General features: G+C 64.0%; 5 protein-coding genes (1 of these 5 cut by a window edge). 3 read left to right on the top strand and 2 right to left on the bottom strand.

Annotated elements, in window-relative coordinates; genetic code table 11:
- Positions 1-177 precede the first annotated feature (177 nt).
- Complete coding sequence (locus tag T3A99_RS07800) at positions 178-1,311, bottom strand: cupin-like domain-containing protein (protein ID WP_322834186.1); 1,134 nt, start codon at positions 1,309-1,311, stop codon at positions 178-180.
- Positions 1,312-1,387: 76 nt separating this feature from the next.
- Positions 1,388-2,158 (bottom strand): trans-aconitate 2-methyltransferase, encoded by a 771-nt coding sequence (gene tam, locus T3A99_RS07795; protein ID WP_047230458.1) that lies wholly within the window; start codon positions 2,156-2,158, stop codon positions 1,388-1,390.
- A gap of 145 nt (positions 2,159-2,303) precedes the next feature.
- Here tam and T3A99_RS07790 point away from each other — a divergent pair, with 145 nt between their 5' ends.
- The 3 genes from T3A99_RS07790 to T3A99_RS07780 form a co-directional block, all read left to right on the top strand.
- On the top strand, positions 2,304-3,038 hold the full coding sequence (locus tag T3A99_RS07790) for a thioesterase II family protein (RefSeq protein WP_047230459.1): 735 nt from the start codon (positions 2,304-2,306) through the stop codon (positions 3,036-3,038).
- Positions 3,039-3,301: 263 nt separating this feature from the next.
- Positions 3,302-15,820: a non-ribosomal peptide synthase/polyketide synthase gene (locus T3A99_RS07785; RefSeq protein WP_322834185.1), complete on the top strand. Its 12,519-nt coding sequence runs from the start codon at positions 3,302-3,304 to the stop codon at positions 15,818-15,820.
- Positions 15,820-18,154: the start of a non-ribosomal peptide synthase/polyketide synthase gene (locus tag T3A99_RS07780; RefSeq protein ID WP_322834184.1), read on the top strand. It continues 11,195 nt past the right edge of the window; only the first 2,335 of its 13,530 coding nucleotides appear in the window; the start codon lies at positions 15,820-15,822; its stop codon lies off the right edge, out of view. Before T3A99_RS07785 ends, T3A99_RS07780 begins: the two co-directional genes overlap by 1 nt.

Below are 18,154 nucleotides of genomic sequence, written 5' to 3'. Positions count from 1 at the left end.
AACGCGCCACCCATGGCGAACACAAAACCTGTGGCGAGGGGATTTATCCCCGCTGGGCTGCACAGCAGCCCCAGAACCTGGCAACGGTGATGTGGCAGACAGTTTGAATGGGGCCGCTTCGCGCCCCAGCGGGGATAAATCCCCTCGCCACAAAGGCCGCTCGCCTCAAGTCAGCGCTCACCAACCCCGCCCCGAATTCACCCAGAAGTTCACTGACAACGAAGTGGACACCGACTCCACCTGATGGAACCAGCCTTCAGGCAGGAACAGCAGATCCCCGGCCTCCAGCGTCACCCGCAGGAAGGTCACGTCACGGGCGCGGGGGAAGCGCTGGTAGTCCGGCGCGTCCGGGTTGAAATCGCAACCGTCCAGGCCGCCTTGGGGCGCCGTGGACCAGGTGCCGAGGGCTTCTCGGTGATGGGGGGCGGCGAGGGTGAAGATTTTCTGGCCCCAGACCTGGGCGAACAGGTTGTCGGTGTCGTCGCGGTGCAGCGGGGTGAGGGTGCCCTTTGGGCCGATCCAGATGCGTGGCGGGATGAACAGAGACGGGTCGAAATAGGGCGGGTAGTTGATTTGCTCCATCAATTGCGCCGGCAGGATGTTGTTGCCCATGTAGGCCGGCGGTTCACCATCGGCGTCCTTGACCGCCGGGCTGTCCAGAGAAGCAATGAAATCGGCCATGGACGTGGAGCGGAAGTCCCGCTCGGTGGAGAAGGTTTTCTTCACGTAGTCGCCGTGGCGGGTGATGCCTTGCAGCTCGGCAAAATGCACCAGGGATTCTTCGCGACTGAGCTTGAACAACGGCCAGTCCTGCAAGGCATTGCTGATGACCACCGGAATGCCATGGGGCAGGTAGCGCGCTTGAAACGCTTGCACCGACAGCTCGCTGCGCGGGCGACGCTCCACGCTGCGCTGGGTCGGCAGGCTGGCGGTGAGCTTTTCGCTGAAGCGCGGCGGGGTGGGATAACGCTTGTTCATGTCGACCTTTTCCACCGCGCCACTGCCGTGGCGGGCATGCTCGATGATCTGCGGCAACAACGTCGCCAGGCCCATGTTGCCGCCGATCTTCAGGCGTCCGCTGGCAAACAGCTCCTCGACATTGGCCAGGCCGGCCATGATCCCGAGAAAGTCCTTTTCCGCCACTTCAATGGTCACGTCGGGGCTGCTGTGGCGACCGGCCTGGGTGCGGCTGCTGGTTCTGACCTCCGACCAGTAAGCCTGCTGGGGGCCGAACACGAATTGGAAAACACCTTCGATACCAACGGCGCCCGCGTTGGCGAACAGTTTGCCCAGAATGGTTTGCAGGTCCACGGCGGTCACTCTTGTGGGTTTTGGTCTGAGCAGGTAACGAGGGCCGGGACCGGAAATTTAACCCTCGCTGCTTCGTTTAGCGGGTCGCGACCATGAACACACGGGGGAAGGGCAGCAGTACCGTTCCATCGTCCATGGCCGGATAAGCCTGTTCAACGGCGTTGAGATACTGTTGCAGGTATTGCCCGCGTTGCACCTCATCCAGCGGGTCGAGAAACGGCCGCAAGCCGCTGCCCTTGAACCACTCCACCACGCCGGCGGCGCCCCCGGCCAGCGGGTGATGGTAGGTGGTGCGCCACACGTCGACACGGGTGCAATGGGGCTTGAGGATCGAGTAGTACAGGCTGGCATCGGCCACTTCCGTGCGCGTATCGGCGGCTCCGGCCAGTTGGCTGGCCCAGGGCCCATTGGCGGCGATTTCCCGCATCAAGCGGTGGGACGGCTGGTGCAGGGTGTCGGGCATCTGGATCGCCAGGTTGCCACCCTCGGCCAGTTTGCTGACCAGTGACGGCAGCAGGGTTGCGTGGTCGGGCAGCCATTGCAGCACCGCGTTGGCGAAGATCACATCGAAGGGACCGGGTTCGTCCCATTGGCCGATGTCTGCGGTGTCGAAGGCCACTTCGGGCAAGCGCTGACGGGCGGCCTGTATCATGTCGCTGGAACTGTCCAGGCCACGCACCGTTGCCCCGGGAAAGTGCTCCACCAATAATTCTGTGGAATTGCCGGGGCCGCACCCCAGGTCGATCACCGAGCGCGCCTGCCCCGGCGGGATGGCCGCCAGCAGGTCCCGGGCCGGACGGGTGCGTTCCTGTTCAAACGTGACGTATTGCTTGGCAGACCAGGTCATGGCGTTCTCCTTTGCGATGGGGCGAGCCGAGATGCCGCCAGTATAGGGGGCGTGTGAGGCCATGGGGCAGGTACGGCGACACTGACTAATTCAGACTGTCGCCAGTTCGTTATCTTCCATACACAACTGATCGGAGAAAACCGCGGTGACTCAACTGACCTTGCTATGCCTGCCGTATTCCGGCGCCAGCGCCATGGTTTACAGCCGCTGGCGGCGCAAGGTGCCGCAATGGCTGCAGGTGCAGCCGGTTGAGCTGCCAGGGCGCGGGGCGCGTTTCGGCGAGCCGCTGCACACCGACATGGGCCCGTTGGCGATGCAACTGGCCCGGGAACTGCGCCCCACGCTCCAGGCCCCTTATGCGCTGTTCGGCCACAGCCTGGGCGCATTGCTGGCCTGCGAAATCGCCCATGCCTTGCGTGAGCTGGGTTGCCCGGAACCGGTAGCGCTGTTCGCCTCGGGCACCGCAGCGCCGACGATGCGCGCCGATTACGACCGCGGTTTTGCCACACCGAAAACCGATACTGAATTGATCGAACAACTGCGCACCCTCAATGGCACCAGCGAAGAAGTCCTGGCCAATGAAGAATTGATGGCCCTGACCTTGCCTGTGCTGCGGGCGGATTTTCTGCTGTGCGGGCGCTTCCAGCCGCGAACCCGAGCACCGCTCAAATGCCCGGTGCACGTGCTCGGCGGCACCACCGACAAGGCCAGCACCGAGCAACTGATCGGCTGGAGCCGGGAAACCTCCGGCAGCTTTTCGGTGGACATGCTGGCGGGCGGGCACTTTTTTATCCATGAGCACGAGGCCAGGGTGCTGCGCCTGATCAAGGATCAGTTGAGCGTGCATCATCGACGGCATGGGTTGGCAATCAGCGCCTGATGCATTGATTCACAAACAATCTGCTTTTGTGGCGAGGGAGCTTGCTCCCGCTGGGTTGCGAAGCGACCCCTACCAGGCGTCGGTTCTTTTGCGGCCGGGAGCTTCTGCGACTGCTGCGCAGTCGAGCGGGAGCAAGCTCCCTCGCCACGGATTTCCCTCTTTCCTGACCTCTATTCTCAAGCGCTAATTTTTCCGGTCTGCATTCGTTTTATAGGGACGACATGCCTTTGTGCCTTGTGCCCACTGATTCCGGATACCCAGAAATGAATGCTGAAGACGCCTTGAAACTTGCTCGCCGGTTTATCGGGTTGCCCCTGGACAAGCGCCGGATGTTCCTGGCGGCGCTGGACAAGGAGGGCGTCGAGTTCAGCGGTTTCCCCATCCCTCAGGGCGTTGAAGCCGAAGATCGCCAAGCCTTGTCCTACGCCCAGCAGCGCATGTGGTTCCTCTGGCAACTGGAGCCCGGCAGCGCGGCCTACAACCTGCCGGGGGCGGTGCGGCTCAAGGGCGCGTTGAGCCTGACGGCGCTGGAGCAGGCCTTCGCCAGCCTCGTCGCGCGTCACGAAACCCTGCGTACGGTGTTCCAGCGTCAGGCGGACGATAGCCTGTTGCAAGTGCCGACCTGCGCGCCGCTGCTGATCGAGCAACAGGATTTCAGTGCCTTGCCGGCCGCCGAGCGCGAACAGGCGGTGGCCGAGGCGGCGCAGCAACAGTCACTGCTGCCGTTCGATCTGGCGGTCGGGCCGCTGCTGCGGGTCAAGCTGCTCAAGCTCGACGAGCAGGAACACGTGCTGTTGCTGACCTTGCACCACATCGTTTCCGACGGCTGGTCGATGAACGTGCTGATCGACGAATTCATCCGCTGCTATGACGCCCATGAGGCGGGGCAGTCGCCGCAACTCGCGCCGCTGCCGATCCAGTACAGCGATTACGCCCTGTGGCAGCGCCGCTGGCTCGAAGCGGGCGAGCAGGCGCGGCAACTCGAGTATTGGCAGGCGCAACTGGGCAGCGAGCATCCGGTGCTCGAACTGCCGACCGATCACTCGCGCCCGGCCATGCCGAGCTATCGCGGCAGCCGTCATGAGTTTGCCATCGATGCCGCTTTGGCGGAGCACCTGCGCAGCACCGCCCAGCAGCATGGCATCACGCTGTTCATGCTGTTGCTCGGCGCGTTCAACGTGCTGTTGCATCGCTACAGCGGCCAGTCCGATATCCGCGTCGGTGTGCCGATCGCCAACCGCAATCGCGATGAAATCGAAGGCCTGATCGGCTTCTTCGTCAACACCCAGGTGCTGCGCACCGAACTGGACGGGCAGACGCGGGTTGCCGATTTGCTGCGCGCAGTCAAAGAGACCGCGCTCGGTGCCCAGGCCCATCAGGACCTGCCATTCGAGCGTCTGGTCGAAGCCCTGAAGCTGGAACGCAGTCTCAGCCATACGCCGCTGTTCCAGGTGATGTACAACCATCAGCCGCACGTAGCCGACCTCACCACGGTCAGCACCGCGTCCGGGCTGGAACTCGGCATGCTCGACTGGCAGGGTCGCACCACCCAGTTCGACCTGACCCTGGACACCTACGAAAAGGCCGGCAAGCTGCACGCCGCGCTGACGTACGCCAACGACCTGTTCGAAGCGCCAACCATCGTGCGCATGGCCCGGCATTGGTTGCGTTTGCTGGCGGCGATGGTCGCCGATCCGTCGCAACGCATCGGCGAATTGCCGCTGCTCGACGCCGATGAGCACAAAACCCTGGTGCACGGTGGCAATGCCACGGCCCAGCGCTATCCGACCGACCGCTGCATGCATCACCTGATTGAAGCCCAGGTGGCGCGCACCCCGGATGCACCGGCGTTGTTGTTTGGCGAACAAAGCCTGAGCTACGCGCAACTGGATGCCCGCGCCAACCGCCTGGCCCATCTGCTGCGTGAGCGCGGTGTGCGGCCGGACACGCTGGTGGGGATCTGCGTCGAGCGTTCGGTGGAAATGGTGGTCGGTCTGCTGGCGATCCATAAAGCCGGCGGCGCCTATGTGCCGCTGGATCCGGAGTACCCGCAGGATCGCCTGGCCTACATGATCGAAGACAGCGGCATCGCCTTGCTGCTGACCCAGCGCTCGCTGGCGGCGGAGCTGCCAACCAATGGCGTCAGCGTGATTCTGCTCGATCAGCCGAGTGGCTGGCTCGACGGTTACAGCGAGCGTCGCCCCGAGGTGACAGTTGATCCGTTGAGTCTGGCCTATGTGATCTACACCTCCGGTTCCACTGGCAGACCCAAGGGCGCGGGCAACAGTCACGCGGCCCTGGTCAACCGTGTGTGCTGGATGCAGCAGGCTTACGGTCTGGATGACAGCGATGCGGTGTTGCAAAAAACGCCGTTCAGCTTCGACGTGTCGGTGTGGGAATTCTTCTGGCCGCTGATGGCCGGTGCGTGTCTGGTGGTGGCCGCGCCGGGTGCGCACCGCGACCCACTGCAATTGATCGATATCATCAACCGTTACCGCATCAGCACGCTGCACTTCGTGCCGTCGATGCTGCAGGCGTTTATCCATGAGCCGGGCGTGCAAACCTGTGAAGGGCTAAGGCGCATCGTCTGCAGCGGCGAAGCCTTGCCGCTGGATGCGCAGAAACAGGTCTTCGCCAAACTGCCGAACGCCAGCCTCTACAACCTGTACGGGCCGACCGAAGCGGCCATCGACGTGACCCACTGGACATGCGTCGACGAAGGTGCCGATTGCGTGCCGATCGGTCGGCCGATCGCCAACCTGCGCACTCACGTGCTCGACGCGCAATTGGCGCCGGTGCCGTACGGCGTGCCTGGCGAGTTGTACCTGGGCGGGGCGGGGCTGGCGCGCAGTTATCACCAGCGCCCGGCGCTGACCGCCGAGCGTTTTGTACCGTGCCCCTTCCATGACGGCGCGCGCCTGTACCGCACCGGCGACCGGGTGCGCCAGCGTGCCGACGGGGTGATCGAATACCTTGGCCGCCTCGACCATCAGGTCAAGCTGCGTGGCCTGCGCATTGAGCTGGGCGAAATCGAAACCCGCCTGATGCAGCACCCGCTGGTGCGCGAGGCGGTGGTGTTGGTGCAGGACGGCAAGCATCTGGTGGGTTATCTGGTGCTGGAAAACACCCACCCGCACGAGCAGTGGCAGCAGGACGTCAAAGCGTGGCTGCTGGGCAGTCTGCCGGAATACATGGTGCCGACCTACCTGATGCCGTTGGCCGGATTACCGGTCACCGCCAACGGCAAACTGGACCGCAAGGCCCTGCCGCAACCGGATGTGGCGCCGCAGCAGGCGTTCGTCGCGCCGCAGGATGCGCTGCAGATCGCGCTGGCTGAAATATGGCAGGACGTACTCGGGCTGGAGCGGGTCGGCCTCGAAGACAATTTCTTCGAGCTGGGCGGTGATTCGATCATCTCCATTCAAGTGGTGAGCCGTGCGCGGCAGGTCGGTATCGGCATCAATCCGCGTGATCTGTTCCAGTACCAGACCGTGCGCAGCCTGGCCCTGGTCGCCAGCCTCGACCATCACAGTGCGGTGGATCAGGGGCCCATCACCGGCGCGGCTCTCCTCGGGCCGATCCAGCAGCAGTTTTTCTCGCGGCCGATGAACGCCCGTGAGCACTGGAACCAGTCGCTGCTGCTGACCGCTCGCGAGCCCTTGAATGGGCAATGGCTCGATGCGGCGCTGACCTGCGTGATCAATCATCACGATGCCCTGCGCCTGCGCTTTGTGCCAGGCGCAGACGGCTGGCAGCAGAGCCACGGACCGCTGCGGCAAAGCGCTGATCTGTGGCTGCGCGATGCCCAATCCGCCGAGCAATTGCATGCGCTGTGCGACGAGGCGCAGCGCAGCCTCTCCCTGCAAGAAGGGCCGCTGTTGCGCGCCATGTTGGTGAATCTGGCCGATGGCAGTCAGCGGCTGGCGCTGGTCATCCATCACCTGGTGGTAGACGGTGTGTCGTGGCGGGTGTTGCTGGAAGATTTGCAGCAGGCTTACGAGCAACTGGCGGCGGGTGGCGGCGTGACCTTGCCAGCCAAGACCAGTGCGTTCCAGAACTGGACCGCGCGTCTGAACGCCGAAGCGTCGCGCTTCGACGATCAGTTGGCCTATTGGAAAGCCCAGCATCAGGACGCGCTGGACCTGCCGTGCGATCGTCCCCAGGGCAGCCTGGAAAATGCCCACGGCGCGAAGATCGAATGGCGTCTGGATGCCGAACTGACCCGACAATTGCTGCAACGGGCGCCTGCCGCGTATCGCACCCAGGTCAACGATCTGCTGCTGACCGCGCTGGCCCGCACCATCCGTCACTGGAGTGGGCAGCCGGACACGCTGATCGAACTGGAAGGTCATGGCCGTGAAGCGCTGTTCGATGACATCGACCTGACCCGGACGGTGGGTTGGTTCACCAGCCTGTTCGCGGTGAAACTGACGGCCAGCGACGATCTCGGTGGGTCGATCAAGGCGATCAAGGAACACCTGCGCGGCGTCCCGGACAAAGGCCTGGGTTATGGCGTGCTGCGTCATTTGGCGGCACCTTCGGTGCGCGCCGAACTGGCGGACCTGGCGCCACCGCGCATCACGTTCAACTATCTCGGCCAGTTCGACCGGCAGTTCGATGAGGCGGCGTTGTTCGTGCCCTCCAGCGAAGGCAGTGGCGTCGCCCAGGACCCGACGGCACCCCTGGCCAACTGGCTGACCGTGGAAGGTCAGGTCTATGGCGGCGAACTGGCGATGAGCTGGGGTTTCAGCCGTGAGATGTTCGACCGCGCGACCGTGCAGCAACTGGTCGATCGATACGCCATTGAGCTCAAGGCACTGATCGAGCATTGCGCCAACCTGGTCACGCCGCAAGCCACACCGTCGGATTTCCCGATGGCGCCTGTCACTCAGGCGCAACTCGACGGGCTGCCGGTGCCGGCCGGCCAGCTCGACGATCTCTATCCACTGTCGCCGATGCAACAGGGGCTGTTGTTCCACACCCTCTACGAGCAGGCCGCCGGCGAGTACGTCAACCAGTTGCGGGTGGACGTGCAAGGCCTGGACACCGAACGTTTCCGCGCCGCTTGGCAAGCCACCGTCGATGCGCAGGACATCTTGCGCAGCGGCTTCGTCTGGCAGGGGCAATTGCAGCAGCCGCTGCAGATCGTCCACAAAAAGGTGCAACTGCCGTTCACGGTGCTGGACTGGCGCGAGCATAGCGATCCGTCGCAGGCCCTTGCCGCGCTGGCCGATAGCGAGCGCGCGCAAGGTTTCGATCTGAGCCAGGCGCCGCTGTTGCGCCTGGTGCTGGTGCAGACCGGCGCCGGGCAATGGCATTTGATCTACACCTATCACCACATCTTGATGGACGGCTGGAGCAATTCGCAGCTGCTCGGTGAGGTGATGCAACGCTACAGCGGCCGCACGTCGGCCAGCGCCATCGGGCGCTATCGCGATTACATCGCCTGGCTGCAACGTCAGGACGGGCAATTGAGCGAGGCGTTCTGGAGCGCTCAACTGGCGACTTTGGAGGAGCCGACCCGCTTGGCGCGAGTGATGTCCGCCAGCGAAATCCACAGCGGTCATGGCGATCACTTCCAGACCCTGGATGTCCCGCGCACCCAGGCCCTGGAACAGTTTGCCCGCCAGCAGAAAGTCACCCTCAATACCCTGGTGCAAGCGGCGTGGCTGTTGTTGCTGCAACGCTATACCGGTCACGACTGTGTGGCCTTTGGTGCCACTGTGGCCGGGCGTCCGGCGGACTTGCCGGGCATCGAGCAACAGGTCGGCCTGTTCATCAACACGTTGCCGGTGATCGCCGCGCCGCGCCCGGATCAGTCGGTCGGCGCCTGGCTGCAAGCGGTGCAGGCGCAGAACCTCAGCCTGCGCGATTTCGAGCACACGCCGTTGGCCGACATCCAGCGCTGGGCCGGGCAGGGCGGCGAAGCGCTGTTCGACAACATCCTGGTGTTTGAAAACTACCCCATCGCTCAGGCCCTGCAAGAAGGCGCCGGGCAGGGCGTGGTGTTCGGTGAGGTCACTCACCAGGAGCAAACCCATTACCCGTTGAGTGTTGCGGTGACCATTGGCCAGAGCCTGGCGCTGCACTACAGCTTCGACCGGGCGCATTTCAGCCCGGCGGCCATCGCCGGCATCAGCGAGCACTTGTTGCAACTGCTGGAACGCTTCGCCGAATCGGCGCTGCGCAACCTGGGGGAAATCGCCTTGGCCGGCGCCCAGGAGCAGGCTCGGCAACAGGCGGCCAACCATCCGCAGCCATACCCGACCGACATTGCCGTACACCAGCGCATCGCCCATCTGGCAGCGCTAAACCCGCACAGCACGGCGGTGATCTTTGACGGTCAGCGTTTCAGTTATGGCGACATCGAGCGGCGGGCGAACCAATTAGCCCACGCACTGATGGCCCATGGTGTGGGCCCGGAAACCCGGGTCGGCGTGGCCTTGCCGCGCAGCGAAGGAGTGATTGTCGCGCTGCTGGCGGTGCTCAAGGCCGGCGGTGCTTATGTGCCGCTGGACACCGGCTATCCCCGTGAACGCCTGGCGTACCTGATCGAGGATTCAGGGCTGGCGTTGTTGCTCACCGACTCCCGGGTGTCGGCGCAGTTGCCGTTGGAAGGCGCCGCCCAGGTGCTGGAGCTCGATCGCCTGGACCTGAGCCTGCAACCGGTGAGCGCACCGTCCGTCCAGATCGACCCGCAAAACCTCGCCTATGTGATCTACACCTCCGGTTCCACCGGAAATCCCAAGGGTGTGAGTGTGGCCCATGGTCCGCTGGCGATGCACTGCCAGGCCATCGGCGAGCGCTATGAAATGCACAGCAGCGATTGCGAATTCCATTTCATGTCCTTCGCTTTCGACGGTGCCCATGAGCGCTGGCTCACCAGCCTGACCCACGGTGCCTCCTTGCTGATTCGCGATGACAGCCTGTGGACCCCGGAACAAACCTACAACGCCCTGCGCGAGCACGCTGTGACGGTGGTGGCGTTCCCGCCGGTGTACCTGCAACAACTGGCCGAACACGCCGAGCGCGAAGGCAACCCGCCGAAGGTGCGGATCTATTGCTTTGGTGGCGATGCGGTGGCCAACGCCAGTTTCGAACGGGTCAAGCGCGCCCTGAATCCAGATTTCATCATCAACGGCTACGGCCCGACCGAAACCGTGGTCACGCCGCTGATCTGGAAAGCGGGTCGTGATGAGGTGTGCGGCGCCGCGTATGCGCCCATCGGCAGCCGCATCGGCGACCGCAGCGCCTACGTGCTGGACGCCGACCTGAACCTGCTGCCCCAAGGCATGGCCGGCGAGCTGTACCTGGGTGGCAGCGGTCTGGCTCGTGGTTACCTCAACCGTCCAGGCTTGACGGCCGAGCGGTTTGTCGCCGACCCGTTCAGTGCTGGTGGTGGCTTGCTGTACCGCACCGGCGACCTGGTGCGCCAGCGCGCCGACGGCACGTTCGATTACCTGGACCGCATCGACAACCAGGTGAAGATTCGTGGTTTCCGTATCGAACTGGGAGAAGTCGAAGCCAGCCTGCAAGCCCTCGAGGGCGTGCGTGAAGCGGTGGTGGTCGCCCAGGAAGGCAGCGCCGGCAGCGGCAAGCGTCTGGTGGCCTATGTGGTGGCCGATGAATCAATGGCTCTGCGTGCCGATTTCACCGAGCACCTGCGCGACCAACTCAAGGCCACCCTGCCGGCGCACATGGTTCCGGCCTATCTGCTGCTGCTCGAACGCCTGCCACTGACCCCCAACGGCAAGCTCGACCGCAAGAACCTGCCCAAGCCTGACGTCAGTCAATTGCAGCAACGCTACGTGGCACCGCGCAGCACCCTGGAGCAGCAACTGGCGTCCATCTGGCAGGACGTGCTCAAGCTCGGGCAAGTCGGCCTGCGGGATAACTTCTTCGAACTGGGGGGCGATTCCATCGTCTCGATCCAGGTGGTCAGCCGCGCCCGTCAGGCCGGTATTCACTTCACCCCCAAAGACTTGTTCCAGCACCAGACCATCGAAGCGTTGGCGGTGGTGGCGCGTTCGGGTGAAACCACGCACGTCATCGATCAAGGGCCGGTGAGCGGTACGCTGACCCTGTTGCCGGTGCAACGGCTGTTCTTCGGGCAGGCGATCCCTGAGCGTCAGCACTGGAACCAGGCGGTGATGCTCAAACCCACGCACGCCCTGGATGCCCGCGTGCTGGCGCAAGCCTTGAGCGCGCTGGTGGTGCACCACGATGGCCTGCGCTTGAGCTTCAGCGAACGCAGCGAGGGCTGGCAGGCCAGTTACCGGTCCCCGGCCAACCACTGCGCAGAGCTGCTTTGGGCGGTGGACGTGCCTGACGCCCAGGCGCTGGAAAACATTGCCAACCGCGCGCAACGCAGCCTGGACCTGCAAGACGGGCCGCTGCTGCGGGCGGTGCTGGCGACGTTGGCCGATGGCAGTCAGCGGCTGTTGCTGGTGATCCATCACCTGGTGGTGGATGGCGTGTCGTGGCGGATTCTGTTCGACGATCTGCAAAGCGCCTACCGGCAACTGGCCGACGGCGGGATGCTGCAGTTGCCGGCGAAAACCACCTCGGCACAGGTCTGGGCCGAACGTTTGCAAGGTTATGCCCGCAGCGCGTCGTTGCAGGAAGAACTGGCCTACTGGCAGACCCGGCTGGAGGGTGTCGATGGGCGGTTGCCGATGGACAATCCCCAGGGCGGCCAGCACAACCACCTCGCGCTGACGGTACGCACCCGGCTCGATGCTCCATTGACTCGCCAATTGCTGCAAGACGCGCCCAAGGCCTATCGCACCCAGGTCAATGATCTGCTGCTCACCGCTTTGGCCCGGGTCATGGTGCGCTGGACCGGCACCGACAGCGCGTTGATCCAGCTCGAAGGCCATGGCCGCGAAGCGTTGTTCGATGACGTGGACCTGACCCGCACCGTTGGTTGGTTCACCAGCCTGTACCCGGCCAGACTGACGCCGTCGATGGACCTGGGGAGCTCTCTCAAGCAGATCAAGGAGCAGTTGCGCTCGATCCCCAACAAAGGCCTGGGTTTCGGTGCCTTGGCTCATCTGGCGGATAACCCGACGCAGGCGATCCTTGCCCGGCTGCCGGTACCGCAGCTGACCTTCAATTACCTGGGGCAGTTCGATGCCAGCTTCAGCGAAGCGCAAGGTGCCTTGTTCGTGCCGGCCAGCGAAGGCGCCGGCGATGAATTGAACGCCCAGGCTCCGCTGTCCAACGTCCTGGCGCTGAACGGCCAAGTGTTTGGCGGCGAACTGAACCTGGGCTGGACCTTCAGCCGCGAGCAGTTCAACGAAGCCACCGTCCAGGCCCTGGCCGACGATTACGCCCGCGAGCTGCAAGGCTTGATCGAACATTGCTGCCACGGCGAGCATGGCGGCGTGACGCCGTCGGACTTCCCCCTGGCCCGCCTGAACCAGCAGCAACTCGATGATTTGCCGGTGGCGACGGCGCAGATCGCCGACCTGTATCCACTGTCGCCGATGCAACAAGGGATGCTGTTCCATAGCGTCTACGGCGACGCCACGGGCGACTACATCAACCAATTGCGCCTGGACGTTGAAGGCCTGGAGCCGCAACGTTTCCGTCAAGCCTGGCAGGCGGCGGTGGACGCCCATGACATCCTGCGCACACGGTTTGTCTGGCAGGGTGACCTGCCAGATCCGGTGCAGATCGTCAGCAAGCAATTGGACTTGCCTTACCGCTTGCATGATTTGCGGGACGATGCGCAGCGCGATGAAACCTTGCAGGCCCTGGCCGAAGCCGAGCGTCGGCAGCTGGACCTGAGCGCGCCGGCCCTGTTGCGACTGCTGATCGTGCGGCTCGATGAGCAGCGCTATCAGTTGATCTACACCCATCATCACATCCTGATGGACGGCTGGAGCAATTCCCAGTTGCTGGGGGAAGTGTTGCAGCGCTACAGCGGCCAGAGCGTCTCGGTTCACGGCAGTCGTTACCGCGACTACATCGCCTGGCTGCAACGCCAGGATGGCGCCGCCAGCGAAGCGTTCTGGAAGCCTGCGCTGCAACGTTTGGAGGCCCCGACGCGGCTGGCCGATGCCATTGCGCAGTCCGGGGAGGCCGCCACGGGCTACGGCGATCACGTGCAGGTCCTGGACGAGACGCTGACCCGCCGTCTGGAAGCTTTCGCCCGTACCTCGAAAGTCACCGTCAACACGCTGGTGCAGGCCGCGTGGCTGCTGCTGTTGCAGCGTTACACCGGCAAAGACACCGTGGCCTTCGGCGCGACGGTGGCCGGTCGTCCGGCGGACTTGCCCGGCATCGAGCAGCAGATCGGCCTATTCATCAACACCCTGCCGGTGATCGCCAGCCCTCGGGCCGAGCAGTCCCTGGACAGTTGGCTGCAAGCGCTACAAGCACAGAACCTGGCGCTGCGCGAGTTCGAGCACACCGCGTTGCTGGACATCCAGCGCTGGGCCGGGCAGGGCGGTGAAGCGCTGTTCGACAGTTTGCTGGTGTTCGAAAACTATCCGATTGCCCAGGCCCTGGAGCAAGGCGCGCCGGATGGCCTGCGCTTTGGTCCGGCGGCCACCCAAGAGCAGACCAACTACCCGTTGACGCTGTTGGTGGGCCTGGATCGGCAACTGTCGGTGCACATGAGCTACCAGCGGGCCAGTTTCGAACCCGCCACAGTGACGCGACTGGCGACCCATCTGGCTCAGTTGCTGGGCCAGATGACCGCCCAAGGCGAGCGTTGCCTGGGTGAACTGTCGATGCTGGAGTTCGATGAGCATCAGCGCCTGACCCATGATTGGAACCCGGTTGATGCGCCGTTCGAGCAAAACCTGTGCATTCACCAGATGATTGCTCGCCAGGCCGAGGCTACACCGGATGCCCTGGCGGTGACCTTCGCCAATACCCGATTGAGCTACAGCGAAGTCGATGGCCGCGCCAATCGCCTGGCCCACAAACTCATCGAAATGGGCGTGGGCCCGGAAGTGCGCGTGGGCGTGGCGATGCCGCGCTCCGAGCACCTGCTGATCGCCTTGCTGGCGGTGCTCAAGGCCGGCGGCGCCTACGTGCCGCTGGACCCGGATTACCCGGCCGAGCGCGTGGCCTACATGCTCGACGACAGCCGCGCCAAAGTGCTGCTGACCGAACAGACGGTAGTGGCAACGCTGAGCGTGCCGGCCGAAACCGCTGTGCTCATGCTGGATCAGCTCGACCTGGCGGACTACCCATTGAGCGCACCGCGCACAACCGTGACGCCCGACAACCTCGCCTACGTGATCTACACCTCCGGTTCCACCGGCCAGCCCAAGGGCGTGGCGATTGCCCATCGCAACGTGCTGGCGCTGATCGACTGGTCCAGATCGGTCTACAGCCGCGATGACATCCAGGGCGTGCTCGCTTCGACTTCAGTGTGCTTCGACTTGTCGGTGTGGGAGCTGTTCGTGACCCTGGCCAACGGCGGTTCGCTGATCATCGCCCGCAACGCCCTGGAGCTGCCGCAGCTGCCGGCCCGCGATCAAGTACGGCTGATCAACAGCGTGCCCTCGGCCATTGCCGCGTTGCAGCGCAGCGGCGAGATTCCGGCCAGCGTGCGCATCATCAACCTGGCCGGGGAACCGCTGAAGCAAAGCCTGGTGGATGCGCTGTATCAGCACCCCATCGGTGGGAGCGAGCCAGTGGAAGCAAAACCAGTAGGAACAGAGCCTGTGGGAGCAAAGCTTGCTCGCGATAGCATCCTATCGGCTGGCCCATGTGTAACTGACCCACCGCCATCGCGAGCAAGCTTTGCTCCCACAGACTGTGCTTCCACAGGAGTGCTCCCACAAGGGATTGAGCACGTCTACGACCTTTACGGCCCCTCGGAAGACACCACCTATTCCACCTGGACCCGCCGCACTGCCGGCGGCACGGCGAACATCGGCCGGCCCGTAAAGCACACCGCCAGCTACCTGCTCGACGCCAACCTGCAAGCGGTGCCCCAGGGCGTTTCAGCCGAGCTGTACCTGAGCGGCGCGGGCATCACCCGTGGCTACCTCGGCCGCGCAGCGATGACCGCCGAGAAGTACGTACCCAACCCGTTTTCCACAACCGGCGAACGTCTGTACCGCACGGGTGACTTGAGCCGTTATCGCGCCGATGGCGTGCTCGAGTATCAGGGCCGCATCGACCATCAGGTGAAGATCCGCGGCTTCCGCATCGAGTTGGGAGAAATCGAAGCACGGCTGCTGCAACAGCCCCAGGTGCGTGAGGTGGCGGTGCTGGCCCAGGACGTGTCGGGCGGCCAGCAACTGGTGGCCTACGTGGTCGCTCCGTCCCTGAATCTGGATGACACCGAGGAGCAACGCGCACTGCGCGATGAACTCAAGGCCAGGCTCAAGGAGCACCTGCCCGACTACATGATCCCGACCCATCTGCTGTTCCTCGAGCAATTGCCGCTGACCCCCAACGGCAAGCTCGACCGCAAGGCCCTGCCGGCTGTGGACACTGGCTGGTTGCAGGCCGGTTATGTCGCTCCGGTCACTGAGCTTGAGCAGCAGGTCGCGGCGATCTGGGCACAGGTGCTCACGGTGCAGCGCGTGGGCCTGAACGATCACTTTTTCGAGCTGGGCGGCCATTCGCTGCTGGCGGTCAATGTCGTCTCGCGCATGGCGCTCGAACTGGGGCTGACCCTGACCCCGCAACTGCTTTTCCAGCACCCCGTCCTGAGGGATTTTGTCGCGCAACTGGACACCGGGGATGCGCCAATCAATGAACAGAAACTCAGCAAGCTGCAAGCCCTGCTTGATGAAATGGAGGAAGTCTGATGGACAAGAGTGTTGCTTTGACGATTGCCAAGCGCTTTATCACTCTGCCGCTGGACAAACGTAAGCTGTACCTGGAGAAAATGCTCGAAGAGGGCGTCTCGCCGGCCAATCTGCCGATTCCCCAGGTCCGTCTCGGGTTCGAACACATCCCGCTCTCCTACGCCCAGGAACGTCAATGGTTCCTCTGGCAAATGGATCCCCACAGCTCGGCTTACCACATCCCCAGTGCCCTGCGCCTCAAAGGGCAGTTGGACGTGCCGGCCCTGGAGCGCAGTTTCAACGCACTGCTCGAGCGCCACGAAAGCTTGCGCACCACCTTCGGCGAGAACAGCGAGCAATCCGTGCAGGTTATCCACCAGCATATGTCCCTGGGCATCGCCGTGCAGGCCTTGCCCGCCGCTCCGTCGGCCAGCCAGGACGACGCCATCAAGGCGTTCGTCGAGGCTGAAACCGCACGCCCGTTCGATTTGCGCCAGGGGCCGTTGCTGCGGGTTTCGCTGTTGAAAATCGCCGAGGACGACCACGTGCTGGCGCTGATCCAGCACCACATCATTGCCGATGGCTGGTCGATGCAGGTGCTGGTGGATGAGTTGGTGCGTCACTACGCGGCCGACACCGCCAGCCAGCCGTTGGCGTTGCCAGCGCTGAGCGTGCAATACGCCGACTATGCGATCTGGCAGCGTCACTGGCTCGAGGCCGGTGAGCGTGAGCGGCAGTTGGCCTATTGGGTGCAGACCCTGGGCGACGAACAACCGGTATTGGAGTTGCCCCTCGATCATCCGCGTCCGCCCGTGCAGAGTTTTCGCGGTGCGCGCCTGGACCTGAACCTGCCGCCGGAACTGGGCGCGGCGCTCAAACAGTTGGCCCAGCGCGAAGGCGCCAGTCTGTTCATGGTCTTGCTGGCCTCGTTCCAGGCCTTGCTGCATCGCTACAGCGGCCAGCCGCAGATCCGCGTCGGCGTGCCGGTGGCTAACCGCAATCGGGTCGAGACCGAGGGCCTGATCGGCTTTTTCGTCAACACTCAGGTGCTCAACGCCCATGTGGATGGACAACTGCCGTTCGACCGCTTGCTCGCGCAGGTCAAGCAGTCGGCCATGGCGGCCCAGGCTCATCAGGACTTGCCGTTCGAGCAGTTGATCGAGGCCCTGCAACCTGAACGCAGCCTCAGCCACAGTCCGATCTTCCAGGTCATGTTCAACCACCAGACCGCCAGCGACACCCAGGATCGGCAACTGCAACTGCCGCACTTGAGCGTCGAAGACCTGGTGTGGGAAGGGCGCACCGCCCAGTTCGATCTGACCCTGGGCACTTATGAAACCGGGCAGGGTGTCGCGGCGGAGCTGACTTATGCCACCGACCTGTTCGAACCCCACACCATCGAACGCCTGGCCCGCCACTGGCAGAACCTGTTGCAGGGCATCGTCGATGCGCCGCAGCAGCGCATCGGTGAGTTGCCGCTGCTCGACACCGCCCAGCAGCGCCGCACACAGCAAGACTGGCACCGCGTGGTCGACCATGGCAGCGATGCCCTGTGCGTGCACCAGCGCATCGCCGAACAGGCGCGGATAACGCCAGATGCACTGGCGCTGATCATTGATGGACAGGCCCTGAGCTACGGACAACTGGATACCCGCGCCAACCAACTCGCCCAGCGCTTGATCGGCCTGGGCGTGACGCCGGACCAGCCGGTGGGCATCGCGGTGCAGCGCAGCGCCGAGATGCTTGTCGGCCTGCTGGCGATTCTCAAGGCCGGCGGCGCTTATGTGCCGCTGGACCCAGCGTACCCCGAGGATCGCCTGGCCTACATGATCCAGGACAGCGGCATCGAGTTGCTGCTGACCCAGGCCCGCTTGCAGGCTCAACTGCCGATCCCGGCGACCCTGCGCACCCTGTTGCTGGACCAGCCGGACGCCGCGTGGCAGGCCGCACCGTCCACATGCCCGGCGGTGCCATTGACCACCGAGCACCTGGCCTACGTCATCTACACCTCCGGGTCCACCGGTAAACCCAAGGGCGTCATGGTCCGCCATGGCGCGCTGAGCAACTTCGTCACCAGCATGATCGCCCGGCCAGGCATCACGGCCAGCGATCGCATGCTGTCGCTGACGACGTTTTCCTTCGACATTTTTGGCCTGGAAATCTACGGGCCGTTGTCGGCCGGGGCCAGCGTGGTGCTGACCGGCCAGGACGTGCATCAGGATCCACAAGCGGTGCTGGCGCTGATCGAGCGTCACGATGTGAGCGTGCTGCAAGCCACACCTTCGAGCTGGCGCATGTTGCTGGATCATGAGCACTCGGCGGTGCTGGCCGGTCGCACGTTCCTCTGCGGCGGCG

Source organism: Pseudomonas sp. N-137, assembly GCF_034555295.1.
GTDB classification, from domain to species: domain Bacteria; phylum Pseudomonadota; class Gammaproteobacteria; order Pseudomonadales; family Pseudomonadaceae; genus Aquipseudomonas; species Aquipseudomonas rhizophila.
The sequence above is the reverse complement of the archived record's forward strand: the minus strand, read 5'-3'. Positions and strand labels throughout refer to the sequence as shown.